The organism is Ornithinibacillus xuwenensis (assembly GCF_039614845.1).
In the GTDB taxonomy this organism is placed as follows: Bacteria; Bacillota; Bacilli; order Bacillales; family Amphibacillaceae; genus Ornithinibacillus; species Ornithinibacillus xuwenensis.
On the sequence record NZ_JBDIML010000005.1, the window covers coordinates 179481 to 204945 of the forward strand.

At 36.3% G+C, this 25465-nt stretch carries 25 protein-coding genes and 1 tRNA gene; 4 read left to right on the forward strand and 22 right to left on the reverse strand.

The window, feature by feature from the left end; all coding sequences use genetic code 11:
• Positions 1-15: 15 nt before the first annotated feature.
• From ABC228_RS15030 to ABC228_RS15070, 9 genes are all read right to left on the reverse strand, one after another.
• Positions 16-990, reverse strand: a complete 975-nt coding sequence (locus ABC228_RS15030) for a nucleoside hydrolase (protein ID WP_345826020.1) — start codon at positions 988-990, stop codon at positions 16-18.
• A gap of 244 nt (positions 991-1234) precedes the next feature.
• Positions 1235-2521, reverse strand: a complete 1287-nt coding sequence (gene eno, locus ABC228_RS15035) for a phosphopyruvate hydratase (protein ID WP_345825975.1) — start codon at positions 2519-2521, stop codon at positions 1235-1237.
• 16 nt (positions 2522-2537) lie between these two features.
• Positions 2538-4076 carry a 2,3-bisphosphoglycerate-independent phosphoglycerate mutase gene (gpmI, locus tag ABC228_RS15040; RefSeq protein ID WP_345825976.1) on the reverse strand — a complete coding sequence of 513 codons (1539 nt, stop codon included), beginning with the start codon at positions 4074-4076 and terminating at the stop codon, positions 2538-2540.
• On the reverse strand, positions 4073-4831 hold the full coding sequence (gene tpiA, locus ABC228_RS15045; RefSeq protein WP_345825977.1) for a triose-phosphate isomerase: 759 nt from the start codon (positions 4829-4831) through the stop codon (positions 4073-4075). Before tpiA ends, gpmI begins: the two co-directional genes overlap by 4 nt.
• Positions 4832-5015: 184 nt before the next feature.
• Entirely contained in the window at positions 5016-6197 is a 1182-nt protein-coding gene (locus ABC228_RS15050) for a phosphoglycerate kinase (RefSeq protein ID WP_345825978.1), read from the reverse strand.
• Positions 6198-6384: 187 nt separating this feature from the next.
• Complete coding sequence (gene gap / locus ABC228_RS15055) at positions 6385-7392, reverse strand: type I glyceraldehyde-3-phosphate dehydrogenase (RefSeq protein WP_345825979.1); 1008 nt, start codon at positions 7390-7392, stop codon at positions 6385-6387.
• A gap of 39 nt (positions 7393-7431) precedes the next feature.
• A complete protein-coding gene (locus tag ABC228_RS15060; RefSeq protein WP_345825980.1) occupies positions 7432-8460 on the reverse strand; it encodes a sugar-binding transcriptional regulator in 1029 nt (342 codons plus the stop codon).
• A 137-nt stretch (positions 8461-8597) separates the two neighbouring features.
• Complete coding sequence (locus ABC228_RS15065) at positions 8598-8858, reverse strand: glutaredoxin family protein (protein WP_345825981.1); 261 nt, start codon at positions 8856-8858, stop codon at positions 8598-8600.
• A 75-nt stretch (positions 8859-8933) separates the two neighbouring features.
• The gene (locus tag ABC228_RS15070) at positions 8934-9149 is read right to left on the reverse strand and encodes a hypothetical protein (RefSeq protein WP_345825982.1); all 216 of its coding nucleotides are present in this window, start codon (positions 9147-9149) and stop codon (positions 8934-8936) included.
• A gap of 132 nt (positions 9150-9281) precedes the next feature.
• Between ABC228_RS15070 and ABC228_RS15075 the strand changes: the two genes are divergently transcribed.
• Entirely contained in the window at positions 9282-9497 is a 216-nt protein-coding gene (locus ABC228_RS15075) for a hypothetical protein (RefSeq protein WP_345825983.1), read from the forward strand.
• A gap of 39 nt (positions 9498-9536) precedes the next feature.
• Here the strand turns inward: ABC228_RS15075 and glpT are convergent, their stop codons facing one another.
• A complete protein-coding gene (gene glpT, locus ABC228_RS15080; protein ID WP_345825984.1) occupies positions 9537-10901 on the reverse strand; it encodes a glycerol-3-phosphate transporter in 1365 nt (454 codons plus the stop codon).
• A 797-nt stretch (positions 10902-11698) separates the two neighbouring features.
• Here glpT and ABC228_RS15085 point away from each other — a divergent pair.
• Positions 11699-11878, forward strand: a complete 180-nt coding sequence (locus tag ABC228_RS15085; RefSeq protein ID WP_345825985.1) for a hypothetical protein — start codon at positions 11699-11701, stop codon at positions 11876-11878.
• A gap of 74 nt (positions 11879-11952) precedes the next feature.
• Positions 11953-12969, forward strand: a complete 1017-nt coding sequence (locus tag ABC228_RS15090) for an acyltransferase family protein (protein ID WP_345825986.1) — start codon at positions 11953-11955, stop codon at positions 12967-12969.
• 458 nt (positions 12970-13427) lie between these two features.
• Here the strand turns inward: ABC228_RS15090 and ABC228_RS15095 are convergent, their stop codons facing one another.
• From ABC228_RS15095 to ABC228_RS15105, 3 genes are all read right to left on the reverse strand, one after another.
• Positions 13428-14447 carry an acyltransferase gene (locus ABC228_RS15095; RefSeq protein WP_345825987.1) on the reverse strand — a complete coding sequence of 340 codons (1020 nt, stop codon included), beginning with the start codon at positions 14445-14447 and terminating at the stop codon, positions 13428-13430.
• Positions 14448-14977: 530 nt separating this feature from the next.
• The gene (locus tag ABC228_RS15100; protein WP_345825988.1) at positions 14978-15484 is read right to left on the reverse strand and encodes a hypothetical protein; all 507 of its coding nucleotides are present in this window, start codon (positions 15482-15484) and stop codon (positions 14978-14980) included.
• A 198-nt stretch (positions 15485-15682) separates the two neighbouring features.
• Positions 15683-15758 (reverse strand) — tRNA-Arg (locus ABC228_RS15105).
• Positions 15759-16020: 262 nt separating this feature from the next.
• Between ABC228_RS15105 and clpP the strand changes: the two genes are divergently transcribed.
• Positions 16021-16608, forward strand: coding sequence for an ATP-dependent Clp endopeptidase proteolytic subunit ClpP (gene clpP / locus ABC228_RS15110; protein WP_345825989.1), 588 nt, complete (start codon positions 16021-16023; stop codon positions 16606-16608).
• 77 nt (positions 16609-16685) lie between these two features.
• On the opposite strand, the gene ABC228_RS15115 is transcribed toward clpP, so the two are convergent.
• The 9 genes from ABC228_RS15115 to ABC228_RS15155 form a co-directional block, all read right to left on the reverse strand.
• Entirely contained in the window at positions 16686-16940 is a 255-nt protein-coding gene (locus ABC228_RS15115; RefSeq protein WP_345825990.1) for an HPr family phosphocarrier protein, read from the reverse strand.
• A 127-nt stretch (positions 16941-17067) separates the two neighbouring features.
• A complete protein-coding gene (gene whiA / locus ABC228_RS15120; RefSeq protein WP_345825991.1) occupies positions 17068-18015 on the reverse strand; it encodes a DNA-binding protein WhiA in 948 nt (315 codons plus the stop codon).
• A 12-nt stretch (positions 18016-18027) separates the two neighbouring features.
• Entirely contained in the window at positions 18028-18993 is a 966-nt protein-coding gene (locus ABC228_RS15125) for a gluconeogenesis factor YvcK family protein (protein ID WP_345826021.1), read from the reverse strand.
• Positions 18994-18996: 3 nt separating this feature from the next.
• Positions 18997-19881 carry an RNase adapter RapZ gene (rapZ, locus tag ABC228_RS15130; RefSeq protein ID WP_345825992.1) on the reverse strand — a complete coding sequence of 295 codons (885 nt, stop codon included), beginning with the start codon at positions 19879-19881 and terminating at the stop codon, positions 18997-18999.
• A gap of 425 nt (positions 19882-20306) precedes the next feature.
• Positions 20307-21263 carry a thioredoxin-disulfide reductase gene (gene trxB, locus ABC228_RS15135; RefSeq protein WP_345825993.1) on the reverse strand — a complete coding sequence of 319 codons (957 nt, stop codon included), beginning with the start codon at positions 21261-21263 and terminating at the stop codon, positions 20307-20309.
• Positions 21264-21347: 84 nt separating this feature from the next.
• Positions 21348-22355 carry a tetratricopeptide repeat protein gene (locus ABC228_RS15140; protein ID WP_345825995.1) on the reverse strand — a complete coding sequence of 336 codons (1008 nt, stop codon included), beginning with the start codon at positions 22353-22355 and terminating at the stop codon, positions 21348-21350.
• 123 nt (positions 22356-22478) lie between these two features.
• Positions 22479-24137, reverse strand: coding sequence for a glycerol-3-phosphate dehydrogenase/oxidase (locus ABC228_RS15145; protein WP_345825996.1), 1659 nt, complete (start codon positions 24135-24137; stop codon positions 22479-22481).
• Positions 24138-24373: 236 nt separating this feature from the next.
• The gene (locus ABC228_RS15150) at positions 24374-24925 is read right to left on the reverse strand and encodes a glycerol-3-phosphate responsive antiterminator (RefSeq protein WP_345825997.1); all 552 of its coding nucleotides are present in this window, start codon (positions 24923-24925) and stop codon (positions 24374-24376) included.
• 12 nt (positions 24926-24937) lie between these two features.
• Positions 24938-25465 (reverse strand): acyltransferase, encoded by a 528-nt coding sequence (locus ABC228_RS15155; protein WP_345825998.1) that lies wholly within the window; start codon positions 25463-25465, stop codon positions 24938-24940.

Consider the following 25465-nt stretch of genomic DNA (forward strand, 5'->3'; position numbering starts at 1 on the left):
TAGCACCCCAGAAATTTACGTAAACTGTTGTCCTGTCATCGTGCTCAAAAAGTCTCGAAAAAACTTTGGGTATTCAAAATCAAATGCAATTCGATGTCGCTTTATTTCTTTCTCCGTTTCTTCCTCTAAGCTTCCAAAGGGTCTTATATCCGCGATGCTTTGTCCTCTCTCCGTTCCCCGTGTTGCCTGCACAACATGAACCGGTAATTTTCGATAAGTAAACATATCCTCCCGATTCACAGCCATCAATGTTAACACATCATGTAAGGGACTTCCTTGAACATTGGGATTTCGCTTTTTATAAAAATCATAATAATAATCGATCATTGGTTTTACAATTTTTATGGAATCTACCTGGTCAATATAATTCACCATTTCCGGGGTTGCAATAGCTCGTTCCGTTACATTTAATGGGATAATCGTGACATTATCAGCATAGGTCAATACAATTTGTGCAGCTACTGGATCGCCATGGAAATTAGCTTCTGAAACGGCAGTAACATTTCCTGGTACCCAAAAAGCTCCGCCCATTATATAAATCTCCTTTACCTTTTCCATCCGATTCGGATATAGAAGGAATAACGTAGCTAATGACGTTAATCTACCAATATTGACGATGATTAGCTCGTCTTCGTATTGCTCAATAATTTCACTGATTTCATAGAAATTTTCTAGCTCTGGTAATTGATCATTGGAATTACTCGGTATGATTGGACCTAATCCATATTCTCCATGAATTTCTGGCACAAATTCCGGTACTTCCGCTGTCATTGGGTTTTCTGCGCCAGCAATTATTTTTGCTTGCTGTGCTTCTGCAGACTTAAAAATCGTTTTTAAATACCGCACTGTTTTAAGAGCATTCTCTCTAGGAATATTGCCGTAATCTGTTACGACACCTACTATGTCAATATCATCATTCAGATAGCCATATATAAGTGCGATAATATCATCAATACCAATATCTCCAAATACTAATACCTTCTTTCCCACCATCTATCTTCCCTTCAAGAATATATTGTTTGTATACCATATTAATAATCTTGTTAATACGTGAAATATCATGTATTTTACATATTTCTATTTGCTACTAATTTATAGTATTCCTGTAATTGGTCTTGTTATAGAGAGGGATTAGGAAATGAGAAGAAAGAGGTAACATTACTTATTGCATAGTAATTTTCCAAGCTAATAAAAACGAATGGAGACTGCGCTTAACAGTCTCCTTCATTTTTACTTATTTTTTTAAATTGTAGAATGCATTTAATCCAGCATATTCACCCATGCCAGCTAATTCATCTTCAATACGTAGTAATTGATTATATTTTGCTACACGATCTGTACGAGATGGTGCACCAGTTTTGATTTGACCAGCATTTGTTGCAACTGCAATATCCGCAATTGTTGCATCTTCTGTTTCACCAGAACGGTGAGAAATTACTGCTGTGTAACCAGCGCGTTTTGCCATTTCAATTGCATCAAAAGTTTCTGTTAATGTACCGATTTGGTTTACTTTAACTAGAATTGAGTTACCAACACCTTGTTCAATTCCTTGTGCAAGTTTCTTCGTATTCGTAACGAATAAGTCATCACCAACAAGCTGTACTCTGTCTCCTAGACGCTCTGTAAGTAGTTTATGACCTTCCCAATCATTTTCATCTAATCCATCTTCAATCGAGATGATTGGATATTTGTTAACCATTTCCTCGTACCAATCTACCATTTCTTGAGAAGTACGTGTAACGCCTTCACCTTTTAGCACATATTTACCATCTTTGTATAATTCAGAAGATGCAACATCCATTGCAAGCTTCACTTCTTCACCTGGCTTATAACCAGCAGCTTCAATTGCTTCAATGATAGTTTGTAGTGCTTCTTCGTTTGAGCCTAAGTTTGGAGCAAATCCACCTTCATCTCCAACTGCAGTGTTGTAGCCTTTAGACTTCAATACACTTTTTAAAGAATGGAAAATTTCTGCACCAGTACGTAGTGCTTCTTTAAATGTAGGAGCAGCAACAGGCATAACCATGAATTCTTGAATATCAACGTTATTATCTGCATGCTCTCCACCATTAATGATGTTCATCATTGGTGTTGGTAACGTTTTACCATTGAATCCACCTAAGTAGTTGTATAATGGTACTTCTAGGAAGTTTGCTGCTGCATGTGCAACTGCCATGGATACTCCAAGAATTGCGTTTGCACCTAATTTACCTTTGTTTTCAGTTCCATCAAGTTCAATCATCATGGAATCAATGATGTTTTGGCGTGTAACGTCAAGACCCATTAATTCTGGAGCAATGATTTCGTTCACATTGTGTACTGCTTTTTCTACACCTTTACCTAGGTAACGGCTTTCATCACCGTCACGTAATTCTACTGCTTCGTATTCTCCAGTTGATGCTCCACTTGGAACAAGTGCAGAACCGAAAGCTCCTGATTCTGTGTATACTTCTACTTCAATTGTTGGGTTACCACGAGAATCTAATACTTCACGTGCATATACGTCTGTAATGTATGGCATGAAAAAATCTCTCCTTTTATTTTCTTATTAATGACTTTCCTGTCATTTCTTTTGGTTTTTCAACATCTAATAGATCAAGTAATGTCGGAGCTAAATCAGCTAATTTACCGCCATCACGTAGCTCAATATCGTCTTTTGTTACAATAACTGGAACAGGGTTTGTTGTATGAGCCGTCATTGGGGTACCCTCAAGTGTGACGACTTCATCTGAGTTCCCGTGATCAGCAGTAATAATCGCATTTCCGCCTAACTCGATTATTTTATCCACTATTTTTCCTAGACATTCATCAACAGCTTCTATTGCATCAATCGTAGGCTGTAGCATACCTGAGTGTCCAACCATATCAGGGTTTGCGAAGTTTAGAATTATCGCATTCACATCTTTAGCATCTAATTCTTTTAGCAAGGCGTCCGTTACTTCATAGGCACTCATCTCTGGTTTCAAGTCATACGTTGCAACCTTAGGCGAATCAATTAATACGCGCTTTTCTCCAGGAAATTCTTGTTCACGCCCTCCACTCATAAAGAACGTTACATGTGGATATTTTTCTGTTTCTGCAATACGAAGCTGTTTTAAATTATTTTGTGAAAGAACTTCTCCAACCGTGTTATCAAGATTCACTGGTTTATACGCAACAAATCCATCAACCGTTTCACTAAATTGGGTAAGCATCACAAAATCTAAGTCCTTTGGAACATTCGAACCACGATCAAAGTCTCGGAAATCTTCATTTGCAAAGGTACGAGAAATCTGAATAGCGCGATCCGGGCGGAAGTTATAGAAAATAACGGAATCTTCACTTTCCACTTTTCCTACCGCTCCACCATTTTCATCCGTTATAACAGAAGGGATAACGAACTCATCAAAGATGCCATTTTCGTAAGAATCTTCTACAACTTCTATTGCATGCTTGTAGCTAGGGCCTTCACCATAAACCATTGCATCATATGCTTTTTTCACACGATCCCAGCGTTTATCACGATCCATGGAATAATAACGACCAGAAACTGTGGCAATTTTACCAATACCAAGTTCCTTCATTTTTGCTTCAGTTTGTTCAATATATGCCTTTGCTGTCTGTGGGCCAACATCTCGACCATCTAAGAATGCATGAACATAAACCTCTTCTAAATTCTGATCCTTTGCAAGCTTTAATAGTGCAAATAGGTGCTCAATATGGCTATGAACACCACCATCTGATAGTAGTCCCATGATATGTAATGCCTTATTTTTTTCCTTTGCACGATTGATAGATTTTAGAAAGGCTTGGTTTTCGAAAAAATCACCTTCACGAATGGACAAGTTCACACGCGTTAGGCTTTGATAAACAATACGTCCAGCACCAATGTTTAAATGTCCTACTTCTGAATTACCCATTTGTCCAGCTGGTAGGCCTACTGCTTCTCCACTCGCTTCGAGTTGATTGTGCGCATATGCTTCCCAGTAACGATCAAAATTTGGCTTTTTCGCTTGCTTTACTGCGTTTCCCATTACTTCATCACGGATGGCAAATCCATCTAAGATGATTAACGCAGCTAATTTGTTTTGACTCATTTTGCTCCTGCCTCCACAAGCTGTAAGAAAGAATCAGCTTCCAAGCTAGCGCCACCTACTAATGCACCATCAATATCTGATTGTGCTAAAAGCTCATCCACATTAGCTGGTTTAACACTTCCACCATATTGAATGACCACAGCTTCAGAAGTAGCTTCATCGGTAACGGATTTTACAACCTTGCGAATATGTGCACATACTTCATTAGCATCTTCACTAGAAGCTGTTTTTCCAGTACCAATTGCCCAAACTGGCTCATAAGCAATAATCGTTTTTGTTACTTGCTCATTTGAAAGACCTTCTAAAGCCTTTTTTACTTGTGTCTCTACTAATGACATTGTTTCATTTGCTTCACGTTGCTCTAATGTTTCTCCAACACATACGATTGGCGTTAATCCATGAGCAAAAGCAGCGTGAGTTTTCTTGTTAACTGTTTCGTCTGTTTCTGCAAAATATTCACGACGTTCTGAGTGTCCTAACACAACATGAGTAACACCTAAGTCCTTCAACATAACTGGGCTAACTTCACCAGTAAATGCACCATTCTCTTCAAAGTGCATGTTTTGTGCACTTACTTTTAAGTTTGTTCCTTTTGTTTTTTCCACTAGAGAAACTAAAAAAGGAAATGGTGCACAAACAATTGCTTCGACTCTGTCATCAGCAGGAATGCTGTTCACAACGTCATCCACAAATTGATTCGCTTCCGCAATTGTTTTATTCATTTTCCAGTTACCTGCAATTACTTTTTTACGCATGGTTTCACCTCTTTAAGATTTTTACTACCTTGGCTATCTTCGTGATTTGAGCGATTCGCTGATATATACTGGTTATTCGCCGATATAATTGTCGAACCGCTGATTTATGGGTGCGTTTCGCTTATATAATCCAGAAATCGCCGAATTATATGCTAGAAGCGCTAATAAAGTGATTCCTCAACTCTTACTTATCAGTTAACGCAGCAACACCAGGTAATACTTTACCCTCCATAAACTCAAGAGACGCTCCGCCACCGGTTGATACGTGATCCATCTTGTCCGCTAAATCAAATTTTTCAACCGCAGCTGCTGAGTCTCCGCCTCCGATTACGGTATATCCGTCTGTGCTTGCTAGTGCTTCAGCAACAGCTTTTGTACCATTTGCAAATACATTTAATTCGAATACACCCATCGGTCCATTCCAAATAATAAGCTTTGATTCAGATACAATGTTGCTATAGATTTCACGAGTTTTTGGACCGATATCAAGTGCTTCCCAATCCGCTGGTATTTCAGAAATCGGAACTACTTTCGTATTAGCATCTTCCGAGAAGTCATCTGCAACAACTACATCCTCTGGTAAGACAAAATTAACACCTTTTTCTTCGGCTTTTTTCATAAATTCTTTCGCTAAGTCAATTTTATCTTCTTCTAAAAGCGATTTTCCAATTTCATGTCCTTGCGCTTTTACAAATGTATACGCTAAGCCGCCACCAACAATTAGGTTATCAACCTTATCTAATAGGTTTTCAATAACACCAATTTTATCTTTAACCTTTGCTCCACCAATGATAGCAGTGAATGGTCGATCTGGATTTTCTAAAGCTTTACCAAGAACAGAGATTTCTTTCTCCATTAAGAAGCCCGCCGCAGAAGGAAGCTTCTCAGCAATACCTGCAGTTGATGCATGTGCACGGTGAGCTGCACCAAATGCATCATTGACATAAAGATCGGCCATGCTTGCAAATGCTTCTGCTAAAGCTGCATCATTCTTCTCTTCACCCGCTTCAAAGCGAACATTTTCAATTAATAAAAGGTCGCCATCTGCTAATTGATCGATAGCTTCTTCTACTTCAGTTCCATATACTGCATCTGTTTTTACGACTTCTTTACCAATCAGGTCGCTTAAACGCTTCGCTACTGGATCAAGGCGTAATTCTTCCACAGCCTGACCTTTAGGACGACCAAGATGGCTAGCTAAAATCACCTTTGCACCCTGCTCAGAAAGATACGCAATAGTAGGTAATGCAGCTCTAATTCTAGTATCGTCTGTAACTTCTCCATCCTTCATTGGAACGTTGAAATCAACACGACAAAATACTTTTTTACCTTGTAATGAAAGGTCTTTAATCGTTTTCTTGTTCATTTGGTTACCCTCCCAAAATGTATGTAAGCATTATACAGTAGGTTTCCCTTAGTCTTTCATCATTACTCATTTTACAGGAAGCTTGAAAGGAAACAAAGCTAATCACAATTTATTTAGATTATTTTACATGAGAAAAGGAGGAGAATGTAATCCTCCACCTTCTCATGTATATTCATTAAAGCTTTTCTTATAGTCCTTTTTGTCCCATGTATGCAACTAAGTCTACAACACGAGTTGAGTAACCCATTTCGTTGTCATACCAAGAAAGAACTTTTACCATGTTATCTTCAAGAACCATAGTAGATAGTCCGTCAAGAATAGATGAATGTGTGTTACCAACGATATCACGAGATACAAGTGGAGCTTCACTGTATTCTAGAACACCTTTTAGTTCACCTTCAGCAGCTTCCTTGAATGCTTGGTTTACTTCTTCAGCTGTTACATTTTTTTCTAATTCTGCAACTAAGTCTACCATAGATCCGTCTGGAACTGGTACACGTACTGCCATGCCATTTAATTTACCTTTTAATTCAGGTAATACTAATGCAACTGCTTTTGCAGCACCAGTAGTTGTCGGGATGATGTTTTCAGCTGCTGCACGAGCACGACGATAGTCTTTATGTGGTAAGTCAAGAATTTGTTGGTCATTTGTATAAGCGTGAACAGTAGTCATTAAACCACGTTTTACACCAAAATTATCGTTAAGCACTTTTGCAAATGGAGCTAAACAGTTTGTTGTACAAGAAGCGTTTGATACGATATGGTGTTGACTTGGATCGTATTGATCATGGTTAACACCCATTACAACTGTTAGGTCTTCATTTTTTGCAGGAGCAGAAATGATAACTTTCTTCGCACCAGCATCAATATGTTTTTGAGAAGAATCACGGTCTACGAAACGTCCAGTAGATTCCACTACTACTTCAATACCAAGGTCACCCCAAGGTAGGTTTGCTGGGTCACGCTCAGCAAGTACTTTAATTTCTTTTCCGCCAACAACAATATTAGAACCGTTAACAGTTACTTCCTCTTCTAATACACCGTGAACAGAATCATATTTTAATAGGTGTGCAAGCATGTTTGCATCTGTTAAATCGTTAACTGCTACTACTTCTACATCATCTCTTTTTAACGCTTGACGGAATACGTTACGTCCAATACGTCCAAAACCATTAATACCAATTTTTACTGCCATTGTATATTCCTCCTAATTACCTTCATGAATTATATTTATTTAAAGGGAAGAATCCCTTAAAATCTGTTCTGCTGCAGCCTCATCCGTAATCAGCATATTACTTTTCCCATGCTTGAAATACGACTCGATTGCTTTTGCTTTTGATTTACCACCAGCAACGGTGATAACATATTCCATTGTTTCCAAATCCTCTAATTGTAGTCCCACTGTTCGTACCTTGTGTACAACATTACCTTCTTGATCAAAATAATAACCGAAGGCTTCACTAACAGCTTTCTTATCCCTCAGAATGCCCATTACTTCACTCGAAGTCTTTCTTCTTTCAGCCATTGTAAGTGCGTCACCAATACCGTGTAAAACGATGTTTGCATTTTTGATTAGCTGTAAGATTTCAATAATAGAAGGCTCCTGAATAATATTCTGATAAGATATTTCACTTAGTGGATCAGGAACATATAGGAGGCGATAATCGCCTTCTGCTTCTCGAGACATTTTGGCGGCAATCGTATTGGCCTGATTTTCTACCTTTTCGCCAATACCGCCACGAGCTGGTACAAATAAATAATTGTCTGCTTTTTCTAGCGGTGTCATTACATTCGCTACCGAAGCCATGGTTGTTCCACCAGTTACAGCAATGGTTGCATTTGACTGAGTGACTTTCTTCAGGAAGGAAACACAAGCTTTACCCATTTCCTGCTTTACCCATTCATAATCATCACTATTACCAGGGACAACAACAACATTCTCTACTTGTAATTTATCCTTAATTCCTTTTTCTAAAACACTTAACCCCATAATTTCACCCATGAATTGGGTTAACTGTTCTAGCACCAGTTTTCCTTGCTCTGTAATAAGCATACCCTTCGTCGTGACTTCTAATAATCCTTGTTCATGCAATAAATCAATTTCGCTACGAACTTGTCTTTCCGTCAGGTTACTACTATCAGCAAGCCCCCTTCTCCCAATTGGTTGATAAAGGTTCACACTATGCAAAAGAGAATATCTTGCTTGCAGCACATCTAACAAGTCTGGTATTAGCTTTTTTTGTATGTCGATTAATGCCCTCATGACATTACTCCTTTGAATCGGGAACAAAAATGTCCCGAGTGCATCTAAACTGTCCCACGTGTCTCAAAAAAATACACATAGAATTCTATGTACATTATTATCATACCATAATAACTAAAATATACAAATAAAATTACTTATTTTTGGGCTTCTCTCGGAAGGTATGTTTTTAACGTCTCTTCTACCGTACCAAAATCCATTTGCTCACAGTTAAGCTGTATTCCTTTTATGTCCACAACAGGAATTAATAGATGATAGGCTTCAAGCCAAGCATCATTCGTATAAATGTCTCGCTTGTCAATTTCAAAAGCGTAATCCTGTTGAAATAATTCCAATAAGGATTCTGCATCGTCACAAAGGGAACAGTTCTCCTTGGTATAAAATATTACTTTTTCCATCGCTACACCTTCTATATAAATATTGTACGAACATATATAGTATACAAAAACTGTATAACAGTAGCAAAGTTATGATTACGCTCCGACTTTTTTCTGTAAAGATCCTGCTGAGAGTATATTATCTAGTTTAAAGGTTCGTAATTTCTTTCTCCAATAGCAATAAGCCACAAGAGATTGATCCTGTATGCTGATTACACGGATATATCTCTGTGTCACTTGGTGATTTCGATCCATATAAAAGATAACAATTTTTTCTTTTCGATCAATTGAACGAAGAAATAAACCTCTCATCTTTAACACCTCACAGAACATTTGTTCTTATTTTATCATAAACGAAGCGTATGAGCAATCACACTGGATAGAATAAAAAAGATATTATTAGCTTAATCTAAGATGGACAAAACATTCATAAGGGGTAAATAAATGAAAAATTTAAATCATAAACAGGTGTTAGAACAACTTAAAACCTTATTAAATGAAGATATTACCGAAGTGTTTCATAAAGAGCAAAAGATTGCCGGAGAACATGGGGAACCAACCTTTACGGTAACGGGTAGCCAGGGTAGGAGCATCGAAGTTGGAGTGGATTGGGATAAAGAAGCTGATGAATTAATGTACGTTATCTACCAAGAAAACTAAAAAACTTCCACTCCTGATGAAGTGGAAGTTTTACTACGGTTAACCGTTTTTCACTACTTCTTGACCACGAACATTCCATGTAAATGCAAATAGAATTGTTGCAAGTAGACATGAACCAGTTAATAATGTGAATCCTGCATTCCAGCCAGCACCTTCTACAACGAATCCCATGATTGCGTTAGCTGCAACAGATCCACCTAAATAACCAAATAGACCAGTTAATCCAGCTGCTGTTCCAGCTGCTTTTTTCGGTACCATATCAAGTGCTTGTAGACCAATTAACATAACAGGACCATAAATTAAGAAACCAATAGCAATTAAGGCAATGTTATCAACTAATGGATTTCCTGCAGGGTTTAACCAATAAACTAAAACGGCAACGAATACCCCTAGCATAAAGACAAAACCAGCTGGTCCACGACGACCCTTAAACAATTTATCTGAAATATAGCCACATAATAGTGTTCCTGGAATACCAGCCCATTCATATAAGAAGTACGCTAAACCAGACTCACTCATATCAAAGCCTTTTTCTTCACTTAAATAGGTTGGCGCCCAGTCAAGTACTCCGTAACGTACGAAATAAACAAAAATATTGGCAACAGCAATGATCCAAACCCATTTATTATTTAATACATATTTGAAAAGTATTTCTTTCGTAGTTAATTCTGTTTCAAATGATTGTTTTGACTTACTAGGATAATCATTACGATGCTCCTCAATTGGTGGTAAACCAACAGATTGAGGCGTATCACGAATTAAGAAGAATGCAATTATTGCAATAACAATTGCAACTAAACCAGGTAAAATAAATACACCTTCATAGCCTATAAACCTTGCACCAAAATAGGTTGTTGTGAGTGATACACCTGCAATAGCTAGAGGTGCCATTAATCCTCCACCGACATTGTGCGCAACGTTCCAAATTGCCGTTTTTCCTCCCCTTTCACTAACACTAAACCAGTGAACGAGAACACGACCAGACGGCGGCCAGCCCATACCTTGAACCCAACCATTTAGGAATAACATAACAAACATAATAGCAACAGTAGAGGTAAAGAATGGAACAAATCCCATTAATAAATTAATAATCGCAGATAAAATTAATCCCGTTGCTAAAAAGATCCTGGCGTTACTCCTATCCGAAACAGTACCCATTACAAATTTACTTATACCGTATGCGATGGATATAGCGGATAGCGCTAGACCTAACTCACCCTTTGAAAAACCTTCTTCGGTTAAGTAAGGCATTGCCATTGAAAAGTTCTTACGAATTAAGTAGTAGCCTGCATACCCGATAAAGATACCGAGAAATACCTGAAGTCGAAGCTTTTTGTACTCAGAATTAGCCTTTTCCTCCGGTAATCTCTCCACTGCTGGAGCAGGTTTAAAAAAGTTTAACATACAAATCCCCCTAAATATGTGTAACATCTTCGTTCAATACTTCTAATTAGGTGGATTTCTCTTTTTTTGAGAAAACCACTATCAAACTTGTAATAACGATCCCCCTTTACCGTTAGTTAGATGTTTCATACTAATAGATTGACCAATATAGAAAGGCTTCCTATTCTGCTTATCATGTATACTAAGGCTCGATTTTGATTCAATCATAGTATGTGGAAAAAAGCATATTCTTCCCCTTCTAAAAAAGGCCAACTTTTAAATATTAACTGGTTGTGAAGCTATTTGTCTATTCCTAGTAGAAAGATAAAAAACTAACACCAGCTAAATGAGATAGAAGCTAATGATAGCGTACGGATTGAATACGTTTTCTATTTTTTCAAAACAACACAAAAAGACCAACTAAAAGAGACACCTTTCAATTCATGAAAAGTGTACATTTAGTTGGTCTCCTAATCTCCGCACATCAACTATTAACTTAATTTCATAATAACGCTTTCTTTCTATAAAGTCAATTTCTTAATTTAAATTCAATCTAATTTTAATAGATGATAGATTGTGTCGGGATATTTAATATATCAGCCCACACCCTATTAGTACCTCAACAAGGGAGAATCTAAATCGAACTAATAACTCTGTTTGCCAAAAAATGCTCATATTGTAATACTACATAAATATCAACGCTTATTTTCTAAACCTTTTTCCTACTCATTCCGATATTCTTATTGAAGATAAAATTTTGTCTTTAGTTATATTGGCTTATTTGAGCTTAAATCTACAACCTTTGGAGGAAAACAACTATGGAAATTATGACATTACTCCCACTTTTTATTTTTTCAATAATCCCTCTAGCTTTTTTAGGAATCGCAATTTGGTTTACAATAAGCAATTTAAACGCTCAAAAAGAACGTAATGCGATACTTAAAGAAATCGCAAAGAGATTAGTGGTTCACGAGAATAGTAAAAAGGAAGAGTTATAAACTCTTCTTTTTTCTGTATAGGAAGATGGACTATAAAAATACAATTTATCTACAAAATAAAAGGAGTTTAATAAATGTCATCATCTCGTCAAGATTGGATAGATATCGCCAAAGGAATCGGAATTATAGCAGTTGTTTTAGGACATGCAGGCTTTGTAATGGGGCATCATTATACTTATTGGTTTCATATGCCTTTATTTTTCATCTTAAGTGGACTACTATACAAACCAGTATCAAACTACAAACAACTTAAACAATGGTTAATTAAAAGAATGAAGCAATTCCTCATCCCGTATCTAAGTTTTGGATTACTAATCTTACTGTATAAAGCAATTATGCATAACACTTATTACTTCGACTATAACGTCAATAGCTTTCTTCAGGAATTATATCGTTTAGCATTTGGTGGTATGATGTTAAGAGGTATTATGACAGTATTTTGGTTTATTACTTGTTTGCTACTAACGCAAATTTTATTCGCACTATTACATTTATTTATTAAATTTACATTCACTCAAATATTTATTATTTTTATTTCCTATCTTTTCGCACATTATTATTCTATACATATTGCAAATCCTTTTGAAAACCCAGTACCTTGGAGTGCAGATGTAGTTCTAATCGCATTAGCATATTATGCATTTGGGTATTATATAAAACAACATATACAGCTTTTAATAAATATCTTTACATCTTTGATTTCCTTGACGTTTATCTTTTTATTCACCATATATGACTTTAAAAATGAGTTCTTTTACACCTTAGATCTAAAGCCAAACATTTATAATCATATTCTTTTAGATTCTATTGTTCCTATATCTATTTTTGTGATAATTGCTTACATCAGCAAACTGCTATCAAAAGTTACTCTTAGCGACATATTAATCAAGTTGGGAATGGCATCACTTACAATCATGTACCTTCATCGTGTAACAAATGAAATATTAGGAAGGTATTTAGAGTATGGCTACATATGGTACACAATAGTAGGAATTATTATCCCGCTACTATTTCATGTATTATTTGAAAAGATTAAAATAACACAGATTATTTTTTTAGGAAGAACGAATATATTAAATAAACTAAAATGAAATCATATATTAAAAAGTAAGTATAGACCTTATGATAATTAAGTTGAAAAGCTCAACTGTTTTAGCAGTTGGACTTTTTTACTTGTTATAATAGAGTGAATAATAATACTATCAGATATATAGGATGCACTTAAATAAGCAAATCATTCCAGATTCGCTATAGTGAGGTTCCTATTCTGTTCATAAATTATTATATCTTTCTCTAAATACAGAGCCATTCTTCCATTTTCTACTCGAGTATACTCTCTCAGAAAATCAGCATGTCGAGTTTTCCAGTTACTCACCACTTTTCGAGTAGTCCCCCATCTACATTGATATAGATACCCCAAAGAAGTATTGGAATAGCTAATATAAATTCTACCACATTATCAATAAATCCTTTAGTGTCTAACATCGCAACACCATTCATTTACTTGCACAAAAAAGACACCTCATTTCTGAAATGTCTTGAATAATGGTTATATTAGTTTCTTTAATCCAATAGCTCTAAATAAATACTGCCTTAGAATATCAATCATGATACATACTATAAAGGTTATCACTACAGTTATTATTAAATGTCCGATATATAGTAACCCACTATTCCAAAATCTATGAGTTTCCAATATATTGTTATATACATAGTTTCGAATTGATATATCCGTATGAATCAAATAAATAGGAAACGTAAAGCCTGCCAGATAATTTATTATTCTAGATTTGATTTTAATATTGGAAAAGAACATAAACAAGAAGAATGTACTCATTACATTAAAAATCGTGTTATAAGAGAAAAATGACCCGTGGCCGATAACCTTTAATGCTAATACAAACGTTATGGTTGTTGAAAATAGATAGCCAAGCAAGAATAACCATTTTTTATTTACCTTTAAAGGATACTTCCTTAAATAACCTCCAATGGCATAAAACATGATAAAGCTTAATACACCATAGCCTCTATCATTATAGCTAATATAATAAAAGATAGTTGGTGTAATTGAAAATAGAATTATATAGATAACTAAGAACCTTAAATACTGCTTCTTTGTTAATGATTTAAGAACCTTATTAATATAAGGAGTTAATAAGTACAAGGCAATATAAGAACCCACAAACCATTTAGCATCATAAACCGGACTAATTGCATGGGATAATGTATCTAAATTAAACCAATTACTTCCTACTTGATTGTTTATTATTCCGTTAATAACTAAAAACAATATACCATAGAACACGGTTATTACCACTAGGTTAGTTACTTTTCTAAATCTAATACTCTCTTTAACAATTAAAAAATATCCGGTAATCATGATAAAGCAATTAACCGCAATTATACTTAAACTCTCAACATAATACATAAAATAATTATTGAAAGTACCGTCATTTACATTACCAAAACCTCCACCCATTCTCGAGTTAAAATAATGTAATACGATTACCATTAAAATTGAGATTATCTTTAGTAACTCAAACTTACTCTCATGCTGACTTCTATTCATTCTGCTTATCCTCTCAATTATCATACTGCATTTATTTGTACAAAAGTATTAATGTTTAATGCCTCATATACTCCTCCGGAATAATGCTCATTTCGTTATTTCGACGAATCTTCTTGCGAATAGCTTAACAAAACGATACTACAGTAGCAGTATTTGCTCTTGCATTGAGATACTTAGAAACTTCAAGAGTGAACTCTTTTTCTTTAATCTAATCACTTGAGCACCCGAACCTGATCCACTAAGTCTTGAAATATCTATTCTCTCCTCTATTAATTAACCTACTCTTCAAATCCTACTCACCAAGCCTAGTGGAATTATCTTGCAGCAACTTAAATCAACCAATTCAAAGTCTATTCCGCTACTAACCTTTAATTCCGTTCGGATATGGTTGAAATAATTCAATTTAGTTCCCAATGGTATAATAACAATTTTTAATCCAAAAACAGCGATTCAATCTATTAATAAAATAAATAAGTTCCTGTAAAATCACTAAAATGTTCCTTCTCTATACTGCGCCATAAAAAAGAACCCTAATTGGATTCTCTAATTTGTTTTGCTTCATTTACTAAATCTATAACGCTTTGATAATCAGCAGTTAATAGCGCCTGTTCTACTTCCCTTAATTTATTAAAATATGCTTCATTGTCTATATGTTGGCTAACCTCATTAATAAATTGGTCGAGGTATATTGCAAATCCTTTAACGCTTTTTTCTTTCCTTTGTGCTAATTGTTCATTTCCTTCATCATCTCTACTAGCATCCTCAATTAAATCCCTTTCTAATGCTTCTGCGTCTGAAAACAAATATACTATTTCGCCTTCTGTTTGATACTCTGTTATCAAATTCGTTGCAAAATGTTGCCAAGGATAATTTGGTCCTGTATCTACAGTTCTTTCCGTAGGTATCACATCCTTAACGTCTTCATTTTCTATACTTGAAGATTCAGCACTTACATCCTCAACTTCGGGCTCATATTCCTGTGAACTTAATCCACACCCTGTTAGAAAGACAATACCTATTAATATTAACCTTTTCATATAGTTAAATCCTCCTACCAAATTTCGCTAAAAGTATAGCTGGATTTTACTGAATAGTGAATTTCCTTAACAATATTGATCAATTTAATATATCTTTCGAATCCTATAATTTACAATTGGTTTGCAAAACGTATTTATTTACAGAAAAAAACAAGGGAATGAAAATTTTCAAACCCTTGCCACTACCGACTTTCAAAACGCGCCCAGAGGGATTCGAACCCCCGGCAAACCTGGTACCGGAAACCAGTGCTCTATCCAGCTGAGCTATGGGCGCATATAACATTAGTATGCCCAATAAATCGGACACATAGGCTATTATAACGCCTGAATCCTGATTAAACAAGTATTTTTCGTAATGATGGGTTTAATCATTGGGCTATAGGGGTATGATGGAATATGTATTTTAGATGCTTGGACAAACTGCAATTATTGTCAAACGTTTTTGTTTGACCTTAATTGACCAATAGTATATGATGAAAATATCCAAGGATTGGATATATCCATAGAATATGAAAATGCATGAAGGAGGAATTCCAATGAATTTAATACCTACAGTTATTGAACAGACAAACCGTGGTGAACGCGCATATGATATTTATTCCCGCTTATTAAAGGACAGAATTATTATGCTAGGAAGTGCAATTGATGACAATGTTGCCAATTCAATTGTTGCTCAATTATTATTCCTAGAAGCTGAAGATCCAGGTAAAGATATTTCTCTATATATCAACTCTCCTGGTGGATCAATTACAGCAGGGATGGCAATTTACGATACAATGCAGTTCATTAAATCAGATGTTTCTACCATCTGTACTGGTATGGCTGCATCCATGGGTGCATTTTTACTAGCCGCTGGTGAGAAGGGTAAGCGTTTTGCATTACCAAACAGTGAAGTAATGATTCACCAACCATTAGGTGGTACACAAGGTCAAGCAACAGATATTGAAATTCACGCGAAACGTATTCTACAGATGAGAGAGAACCTAAACAAAATTCTTTCTGATCGTACTGGTCAACCAATCGAGGTAATTAACCGCGATACAGAACGTGATAATTTCATGACAGCTGCAGATGCAGTTGAATACGGCTTGATTGATAAAGTAATGGAACGTAAACCCGATTAATAAAAGCGAAAAGAGGAAGAATCAAATTTGATTCTTCCTCTTTATTGTTATTATATTCACATATTACACTAGAAAATTTACTTTTTTGAAACAAATGATGTTAAATGGTTTAATGCAACGTCTTCATCCGATCCATCTGCGATTAGCTTAATAGATTCTCCAGTTGTAATAGCCAAACTCATTAAGCCCATAATGCTTTTCGCATTTACACGTTTTCCTTCTTTTTCAAGAAATAAATGTGCCGTATAGCGGTTAGCTTCTTGAACAAATTGCGCAGCAGGTCTTGCTTGTAAACCAGTCTCCAGCTCAACTGTAACAACTCTCTCAACCAATTATCTCATCCTCCCCTAAACGTAAGCGGTACCATACTATAATAAAAATTTTTTTACACTTCAAAAAGTATAAAAAAATATCCATGATAGCCTATTATATCATGGATATAGAAAATATTAAATGAAGTTATGATAAAATTTCACCTTGTTTAATTTTTTCTGCAAATTCGTCAATTTTCTTTAATCGATGATTTATACCAGACTTTGAAATCTTTCCACTTGATACGAGTTCACCTAATTCCTTTAGGGAAACATCCTCATGCTGCACTCGTAATATAGCTACCTCTCGCAGCTTTTCGGGTAATGCATCCAATCCAACTGTACTCTCTATCAGCTTAATATTTTCAATCTGACGAAATGCCGCACCAATTGTTTTATTCAGGTTGGCAGTTTCACAATTTACTAGGCGATTAACAGAATTTCGCATATCTCGAACAATACGTACATCTTCAAACTTAAACAATGCATTGTGCGCACCGATAATGCTTAGAAATTCTGTTATACGCTCCGCTTCCTTCATATAAACAATGTATCCTTTTTTCCGCTCTAGTACACGTGCGTGTAAACGGTAAGAATTTAGTAGCTCACATAAGGCCTCATTATGCTCCTCATGTGTATTATAAATTTCTAAATGATAGGAGGAAGTCTCTGGATTATTAATGGAACCACCTGCTAGGAAAGCTCCTCGTAAATATGCTCGTTTACAGCAATCCTTCTGTAGGTACTGATCAGATACCTCTCGCACAAATGTATAGGAATCCTTCATGATGCCAAGCTCCGTTAGCATTTCATGTACGTCCTCTTTTAGGCGAACGATATACACATTATTCTTCTTTAATTTCATTTTTTTCCGGACCAGGAGCTCAACTGGAAGTGGAGAAAAGCTAGCCTTTATTAACGTATAAATACGCCTTGCAATAGCTGCATTTTCTGTTTGGACATCCAATGTATAATTCATTTGGGAAAATGAAAGAGTCCCGTTCATTCGTATTAATGCTGCCAGCTCTGCGTAGGAACAACAATCACTAATTTCAGATGAGGTCAGTTCCTTCTTGATTTCTGAAGCAAAGGACATTTTATCCCTCCTTTACCTATTGTCTTCAATTAACGTAAATAAAAGCTTTGATATTTTATTTGTATCATGGCGAATCATCGATTTATTGTGGTCAATAATATCCCCTTCAATAATCTGTAATCCCATTTCTAATAACCGATCTGTATCATAAACAACTGGCTCTGCATTTTCTCCTGCATACGCCACACGAATCTTCGGATCAATAGCTTCACTATGCACAATAATGGCATCGATGAAATTATCACCCACATGATTCATTATAGCCTGTACATGATCACTAGCAGAAAAACCAGTGGTTTCGCCTTCTTGCGTCATCACATTACATACATATACTACCTTGGCCTTTGTGTTACGAAGTGCAGCATCAATTTGAGGGATGATTAAATTAGGTAAGATACTGGTAAACAAACTACCTGGCGAAATCACAACTAAATCCGCTTTTTCAATAGCCTTAATTGCATTTGGCAATGGCGTGACATCTTCTGGATTTAGACTGATTCGTTTAATTTGTTTGTTCACTAATGGAATGTTCGATTCCCCTTCGACAATCGTTCCATCAATCATTTCGGCACGAAGTGAAATATTTTCATTTGATATCGGGTAAATTTTCCCCTTAACATTGAATACTCTAGAGATTTCTTTAATACCCGTATAGAAATCTCCTGTAATGGAAGTCATGGCAGCTAATAATAAATTTCCCATGGAATGACCAGACAGATCATTACCATCTGAGAAACGATGTTGAAACAGCTGCACAATCATTGGCTCAACTTCGGACATTGCCGCAATGACATTGCGAATATCGCCTGGTGCTGGAATCGCCATCTCATTTCGTAATCTACCAGTACTGCCTCCATCATCTGCAACGGTAACCAAAGCAGTTAGTTGTACAGGAAAATTCTTTAATCCGCGAAGCAAAACTGGCATACCAGTTCCACCGCCGATAACCACTATCCGTGGTTCCTTCTGCTCTGTCATCATTTAATGGCCCTTTCTTTTTTCAATATCTCGGTGACTTACATGGGTAATATAATTTGCTGAAAGCTTCTTCGCAAAAAATTCAGCTAATGCTACAGAACGGTGTTGTCCACCAGTACAACCAATTCCAACAACTAATTGGGACTTCCCTTCCTTCTTATATTGAGGAAGCATAAATTGTAAAAGATCCAATACTTTATCTTGGAATTTTTGCGTTTCAGACCATTTAAATACATAGGAGGAAACATCTTGGTTTAGTCCTGTTAAGGGTTGTAAATGTGCTACATAATGCGGGTTTGGAAGAAAACGCACATCAAACACAAGGTCGGCATCAATTGGAATACCATATTTAAATCCAAACGACACCATATTGACGGAGAATATCTCTTGTTTTTCCTCCGTATAAAAGTTTAGAATTTTTTCCCGTAATTCTCTTGGCTTTATGTTTGTTGTATCAATTACGCGGTGCGCCCGTCCTCGCATTTCGTCTAGTATTTTTCGTTCTTGTTTAATACCTTTTAGTGGTAAATCGCCAACAGCTAATGGATGGGAACGTCTTGTCTCTTTATATCTCGTAACGAGTTTCTCATCTTTCGCATCTAAGAATAAGATATGCTCATCGAGCCACTCTTCATCACTTAAAAGATCAAGTGCCTCAAATAATGAATCAAAAAATTCCCGCCCACGAAGATCCATTACGAGTGCAACTTTGTGTATATTATTTGTTGAATCTCGCATTAGCTCTAAAAATTTCGGCAATAATGCAGGAGGCAAATTATCTACACAGTAATATCCTAAATCTTCAAAGCTTTGAATTGCGACGGTTTTACCAGCACCAGACATACCAGTGATGATAACCATCTTTGTCTCTTGCTCTAATTCTGTCATGTCATTCACCCCTTAAGGTTGTGTATGGAAGCAGAGATACCTTTTATGATACCTTTCTAAAAACATCCATATTTAGAAAGTAATTATAGCTTTCACTACTATATCTATTATACCTTGAAGTATTTTAATGCCACAAGGAAATGATTAATTTTCCTTTTCGCATAATAGTATTCAGATATAAATGCAATAGGGTATCAATTTCCAAAAAAAATGCGCAGATGATAACATCTGCGCCAAAAACTAATCTATCTATTAAAAAGGGGGTCAATTAGTTATCCTTATTGTAACTTAATTATGTTTCGTGCGTGTTACAGCCACGTTAAGATGCCTTTACTTTACGAAATTTTTTTAGAAAATCGTCGTGTAGTAATGCAAGCTTCACCAATTGCACGTGGCTCCCCTTTTTGATGTTCCACTATTAGTCTTTACTTCGAATTAGCAGCCTTTAATTTTTCATCTAATTCTTCTACATAAGCTTGGGCAGCCTGTGCTGCAATACTACCATCGCCTGTTGCTGTGACAATTTGTCTTAGCTTTTTATCACGAATATCGCCTGCAGCATAAATTCCTGGAATACTTGTTTCCATATTTTCATTTGTTAATACATATCCATCTTCATTGGTAATACCGAGTGATTGAAACGGTTCACTTAGAGGTACCATTCCAATATAGATAAATGCACCATCAGCTTGCTTCTCGTAGGTTTCACCAGTTTCAACATCCTTCAGTGTTACACTACTTACTTTACCTTCTGGTCCATTAATTTTTTCAACGGTTGTATCCCAAATGAACTCAACCTTTTCATTGTCAAAAGCTCGTTGTTGAAGGATTTTTTGTGCGCGTAGTGAGTCACGACGGTGAACAATCGTTACTTTACTAGCAAATTTCGTTAAATAAACGCCCTCTTCAACAGCCGAGTCACCGCCGCCGACAACAATTAATTCTTTCTCTTTAAAGAAAGCACCATCACAAACCGCACAATAAGACACGCCTCGACCACTGAGCTCTTCTTCACCAGGTATACCTAGTTTTTTATACTGTGCTCCAGTAGTGATGATAAGTGCTTTTGTCTTATATTCCTTATTTCCAGCGATGACTGTTTTCAAATCACCATGATCTTCTACTTGTTTAATATCCCCGTATGCGTACTCAGCGCCAAATTTCTTGGCATGTTCAAACATTTTATTAGATAAATCCGGTCCTAATATATTATCAAATCCCGGGTAGTTTTCTACATCCTCTGTGTTCGCCATTTGTCCACCAGGAATTCCACGTTCAAGCATTAGCGTATCTAAGTTCGCTCGAGATGCATATACCGCTGCAGTCATTCCAGCTGGGCCTGCGCCGGCAATTATCACATCATATATTTTGTCTTCGGACATCGTTAACGCCCCTTCCTAAAGCAATTAATATCTTCTAAATTTAGCGTATAGGATTCGCTTGATTTCGTCTAATTATCTGCTCATCTACATCCAAGGTCCTGTTTCTTCGGATAACAGGGGATGTCTGCGACAGCCTTCCTCCCACAATGATAGTGCTTTAGAAGGTTCTCCTAAACGATAAGCGGTCATACTATACCATCTATAATAGGATATATGACTAATCACTGCGGATTTATCAAGCATACGAAAACGTGTATATGCTTCCTCTAAAAAACCAGTTCTTGCGAAAGTCGTCGCAATCCGCAATTTTTGTTGTTCGTGTATTGGATATATATTTAGTAATGCTCGAATATGCTTTTGATATTCTATCTCAGACTTAGTCTCAAAATAAAATAATGCTAAGTTCGTATGGCTATATAAGTTATTTGGATCTTCTTCTAATAACTCTAATTCCCTTTGGATTGCTTCTTCTTGCTTTCCAGAAAAGAACAAAGCATGCGTGTATTCATGCTGTGCGGTTTTATGTTCAGGAAATAGTACAATCATTTCCTCTAATAACGTTATGGCTTTATCCCATTCCTTGTTTTCCAAGTGATGAAAAACGGTTTCTTGATAGACAATGAGTTCATCTTCATCCTCAAAATCCCAATCCTCATCATCATCATAATCATCTATATCTATTAATTGTAATAATGACTTTGCATCCTCGCTAAAATCACCATTTGGCTCTTTATCAAGATAGGAAACTGCAAATTTCTTCGCATCATTTAAAAGTCCCAAATGTGCATAATTATTTGCAAGTAAGTAATAGCAATCGACGTATTGATCTCCAGTAGCTTGTAATACCTTGGTCAATATTTGATTTGCCTTATGGAAAGCACCTGTCTCCGTATAAATGATTGACATTTGACATTGGTACAATGGATTATTGGGTGCAGTTTCAACAGCTTTGTTTAGCCATTTTAGTGCACGATCAAATTTTCTTTTGCGAAATGACTCAACACCCTTCGCAAAGTAAAAATCACCTGTTGGAATAAAAGGGATAACATTATTAGTCTTTGCAATATTTTCTTTTTTTTCAACGTGTTGCATGCATATCCCCCTATTTTTTCACATATCGAACAAAGTATACCATAATTAATAGTAGAATGACATAGCTTTCTTTACGCAATAACAAGAGCCTCAATCCATTTCGGATCAAGGCTCAAAGACATTTTATTCAACTGGCTGAACAGCTTCTTCTAAAAGGGTATTTAACTCTTGTACATAATCTTGTTTTTGTACCGCATTCCAATTCAATTGCTTGCTCATATATGTCACAACACTATCTTTATGTTGTTTCACCCAATCAATATTAAAAAATAGTGCTCCTGTTCTGCGAATGAAGAAATCCGTAGGCTTATAGATGAGTTCATGTTCCAATCCATAGGATAGTTGAGCAAATACAAGCTGATCGATGTTCGCTTGTTCCGCTTCTTCCTTTCTGGTTTGGTATAGCTCCATTACCTTTGAAACGTTTCCGCCATATCGTTGAACTAATCTTTCGGCTTCTTTTTCTTCCATACCAAGATTCATACCTTCTACTACGCTTACTTTCTGAAATTCGACAAATCCTGTTGAACCACCTACATCACCACCAGATATAGGAAGGTGTTTCGTATCGGATTCTGAATAAATAATCCCTTCTTCATTCTTCAGCTGTTGAACAACGGTATTAACGGCTTGCTCAGCCATTTTTCGATAACCAGTCAACTTTCCTCCTGCCATGGATATGAGGCCAGATTTAGAAACAAAAATTTCATCTTTTCTAGATATTTCACCTGGCTTCTTCCCATCCTCAGCAATTAACGGTCGTAAACCTGCCCAGCTGGACTCTACATCATCTGCTGTAATATGAAGTGATGGGAACATATAATTGATGGAATCGATAATATAGTCTCGATCTTCTCTTGTCATAGTTGGATGGGAGATATTCCCCTTGTAAGTTGTGTCCGTTGTACCTACATAGGTTTTGTTCTCACGTGGAATCGCGAATACCATTCTTCCATCTGGCGTGTCAAAATATATTGCTTGCTCTAGCGGGAATCTTTCTTTATCGAAAACAAGATGAACACCCTTCGTTAAATGTAAATGCTTCCCGTACTTGGAACCATCTATTTCACGTAAATCATCGACCCAAGGTCCACCTGCATTAATTATCTTCTTGGCAAAGATCTCATGCTTTTCCCCAGTTGTTTGGTCTTCTACAATTACCCCAACTAATTTCTCTTCTTCATAAATAAAATCTACCACTTTTGTATAATTGATAGCATGTGCGCCTTTTTCTACTGCTTTTTTCATCACCTCAATTGTTAAACGAGCATCATCTGTTTTATATTCCACATAATAACCTGCACCTTTAAGCCCTTCCTTCTTGATTAAAGGCTCCATATGCAGTGCTTTTTCAGGTGAGAGCATTTTTCTACGCTCACTGCGTTTTACACCTGCTAAGAAATCATATACTCGTAGCCCTATATTGGTTGTGAATGGTCCAAACGTTCCACCTTTGTGAAATGGAAGAAGCATCCACTCTGGTGTCGTCACATGTGGTCCATTTTCATAAACAATTGCACGCTCTTTCCCAACCTCGGCAACCATTTTCACTTCAAATTGCTTCAAATATCGAAGTCCACCATGTACTAGCTTTGTTGATCGACTTGAAGTCCCTGCAGCAAAGTCTTGCATCTCTACTAATCCTGTTTTTAACCCTCTTGTGACTGCATCAAGTGCAATACCTGATCCGGTAATTCCGCCACCAATTACAAGCAAATCTAACTTCTCATGTTTCATTTGGTTGATTATCTCTTCTCTTTTATAGCTTGAAAAGACCCCCATTATGTTACCTCCCCAAATATCTTTGTTATTATTAATACTATTTGTAAGTCAATAAATTTTAGAATTGATTTCTAGGAAAATGGCGTTATTTTTATCAATCACTACTATTATAACAACAAAAAAACCGCAAACAGTCTAATGCTCAATACATTAGAATGATTGCGGTTCTCCATTTCTCCGTCCGAAATTATTAACTTGTATTCATTGTACCATAACTTCCTAACAAGTTCAATAAATTACCTAGCGTAATTCCAAAGGTCCTTATTGGAAGTAGATACGGCAACAGCGCCCGCGTCAATGACCTGCGTTATTTCATCCTCGGTTGCGATCAATCCACCAGCGATAATTGGCAATCCTGATTTTTGATGAATTTTCTCTATGACACTAGGGATTAATCCTGGTAGTACTTCAATACAATCAGGCCTTGAACGCTCCAACAATCTCAAGCTATTGTCTAAGGACAAGCTATCCAATAGGAATACACGTTGTATGGCAAGTAGGTTATTCTTTTTGGCTAAGTTGATCACATTAGCCCTTGTTGATAAAATACCATCCGGTTTTATTTCTCGTAGTAAAAATTCCATGCCATATTCATCAGCTCGTAAACCTTGAATTAAATCGATATGAATAAACACTTTTCTCTTGGCACGTTTCGCATAGGTAACAATATTTTTCAATTGGGATAATCTAGTTTCTAAGAGAACTAACGTATGATGATCTGTTTCCAGTACTCGTTCAAAATCCTTCATATTTCGTATAGCTGGCAATACACCAGTTGGTATTTCCATTTTTTCATTCACCTATTCTTGATCTGTGATTTGAAGATGCTCTCGTTCCTGCATCTCCTCTTTGGTGTATATAAGCTTCATTGGATTACCGCCTACAAAAGCACCCTCTGGTACATCCTTATGCACCAAAGTACCTGCAGATATTATTGCGCCATCCCCTATCGTCACACCAGGTAAAATGGTACTATTGGCACCAATCAGCACCTCATCTCCAATTACCACAGCACCTAGACGGTATTCCTTTATTAAGTATTCATGTGCAAGAATAGTCGTATTATAGCCAATGACAGTGTTATCGCCTACTTTTATTTTCTCAGGAAACATAATGTCTGGCATCACCATTAAAGCAAATGACGTTTTGTTCCCTACCTTCATCCGTAAAAATGTACGATATAACCAGTTTTTCACACGTAAGAACGGGGTGTATCTTGCAACTTGTATAACCATAAAGTTTTTCATAACCTTCCAAAAGGATACCGTTTTATAGATATGCCATAGAGAATTCGCATCTTTTACAGGATAGCGCTCTGTTTTCCGCAT

Coding starts and splice junctions, on each gene's coding strand:
- ABC228_RS15100 (WP_345825988.1), bottom strand. CDS start 15,484: ATGAAAAGGTTAATATTAATAGGTATTGTCTTTCTAACAGGGTGTGGA.
- ABC228_RS15090 (WP_345825986.1), top strand. CDS start 11,953: ATGTCATCATCTCGTCAAGATTGGATAGATATCGCCAAAGGAATCGGA.
- glpT (WP_345825984.1), bottom strand. CDS start 10,901: ATGTTAAACTTTTTTAAACCTGCTCCAGCAGTGGAGAGATTACCGGAG.
- tpiA (WP_345825977.1), bottom strand. CDS start 4,831: ATGCGTAAAAAAGTAATTGCAGGTAACTGGAAAATGAATAAAACAATT.
- ABC228_RS15070 (WP_345825982.1), bottom strand. CDS start 9,149: ATGAGAGGTTTATTTCTTCGTTCAATTGATCGAAAAGAAAAAATTGTT.
- trxB (WP_345825993.1), bottom strand. CDS start 21,263: ATGTCCGAAGACAAAATATATGATGTGATAATTGCCGGCGCAGGCCCA.
- gpmI (WP_345825976.1), bottom strand. CDS start 4,076: ATGAGTCAAAACAAATTAGCTGCGTTAATCATCTTAGATGGATTTGCC.
- eno (WP_345825975.1), bottom strand. CDS start 2,521: ATGCCATACATTACAGACGTATATGCACGTGAAGTATTAGATTCTCGT.
- ABC228_RS15150 (WP_345825997.1), bottom strand. CDS start 24,925: ATGGAAATACCAACTGGTGTATTGCCAGCTATACGAAATATGAAGGAT.
- ABC228_RS15145 (WP_345825996.1), bottom strand. CDS start 24,137: ATGGGGGTCTTTTCAAGCTATAAAAGAGAAGAGATAATCAACCAAATG.
- ABC228_RS15075 (WP_345825983.1), top strand. CDS start 9,282: ATGAAAAATTTAAATCATAAACAGGTGTTAGAACAACTTAAAACCTTA.
- ABC228_RS15085 (WP_345825985.1), top strand. CDS start 11,699: ATGGAAATTATGACATTACTCCCACTTTTTATTTTTTCAATAATCCCT.
- ABC228_RS15155 (WP_345825998.1), bottom strand. CDS start 25,465: ATGCGGAAAACAGAGCGCTATCCTGTAAAAGATGCGAATTCTCTATGG.
- whiA (WP_345825991.1), bottom strand. CDS start 18,015: ATGTCCTTTGCTTCAGAAATCAAGAAGGAACTGACCTCATCTGAAATT.
- clpP (WP_345825989.1), top strand. CDS start 16,021: ATGAATTTAATACCTACAGTTATTGAACAGACAAACCGTGGTGAACGC.
- rapZ (WP_345825992.1), bottom strand. CDS start 19,881: ATGACAGAATTAGAGCAAGAGACAAAGATGGTTATCATCACTGGTATG.
- ABC228_RS15140 (WP_345825995.1), bottom strand. CDS start 22,355: ATGCAACACGTTGAAAAAAAAGAAAATATTGCAAAGACTAATAATGTT.
- ABC228_RS15125 (WP_345826021.1), bottom strand. CDS start 18,993: ATGACAGAGCAGAAGGAACCACGGATAGTGGTTATCGGCGGTGGAACT.
- ABC228_RS15095 (WP_345825987.1), bottom strand. CDS start 14,447: ATGAATAGAAGTCAGCATGAGAGTAAGTTTGAGTTACTAAAGATAATC.
- gap (WP_345825979.1), bottom strand. CDS start 7,392: ATGGCAGTAAAAATTGGTATTAATGGTTTTGGACGTATTGGACGTAAC.
- ABC228_RS15050 (WP_345825978.1), bottom strand. CDS start 6,197: ATGAACAAGAAAACGATTAAAGACCTTTCATTACAAGGTAAAAAAGTA.
- ABC228_RS15065 (WP_345825981.1), bottom strand. CDS start 8,858: ATGGAAAAAGTAATATTTTATACCAAGGAGAACTGTTCCCTTTGTGAC.
- ABC228_RS15060 (WP_345825980.1), bottom strand. CDS start 8,460: ATGAGGGCATTAATCGACATACAAAAAAAGCTAATACCAGACTTGTTA.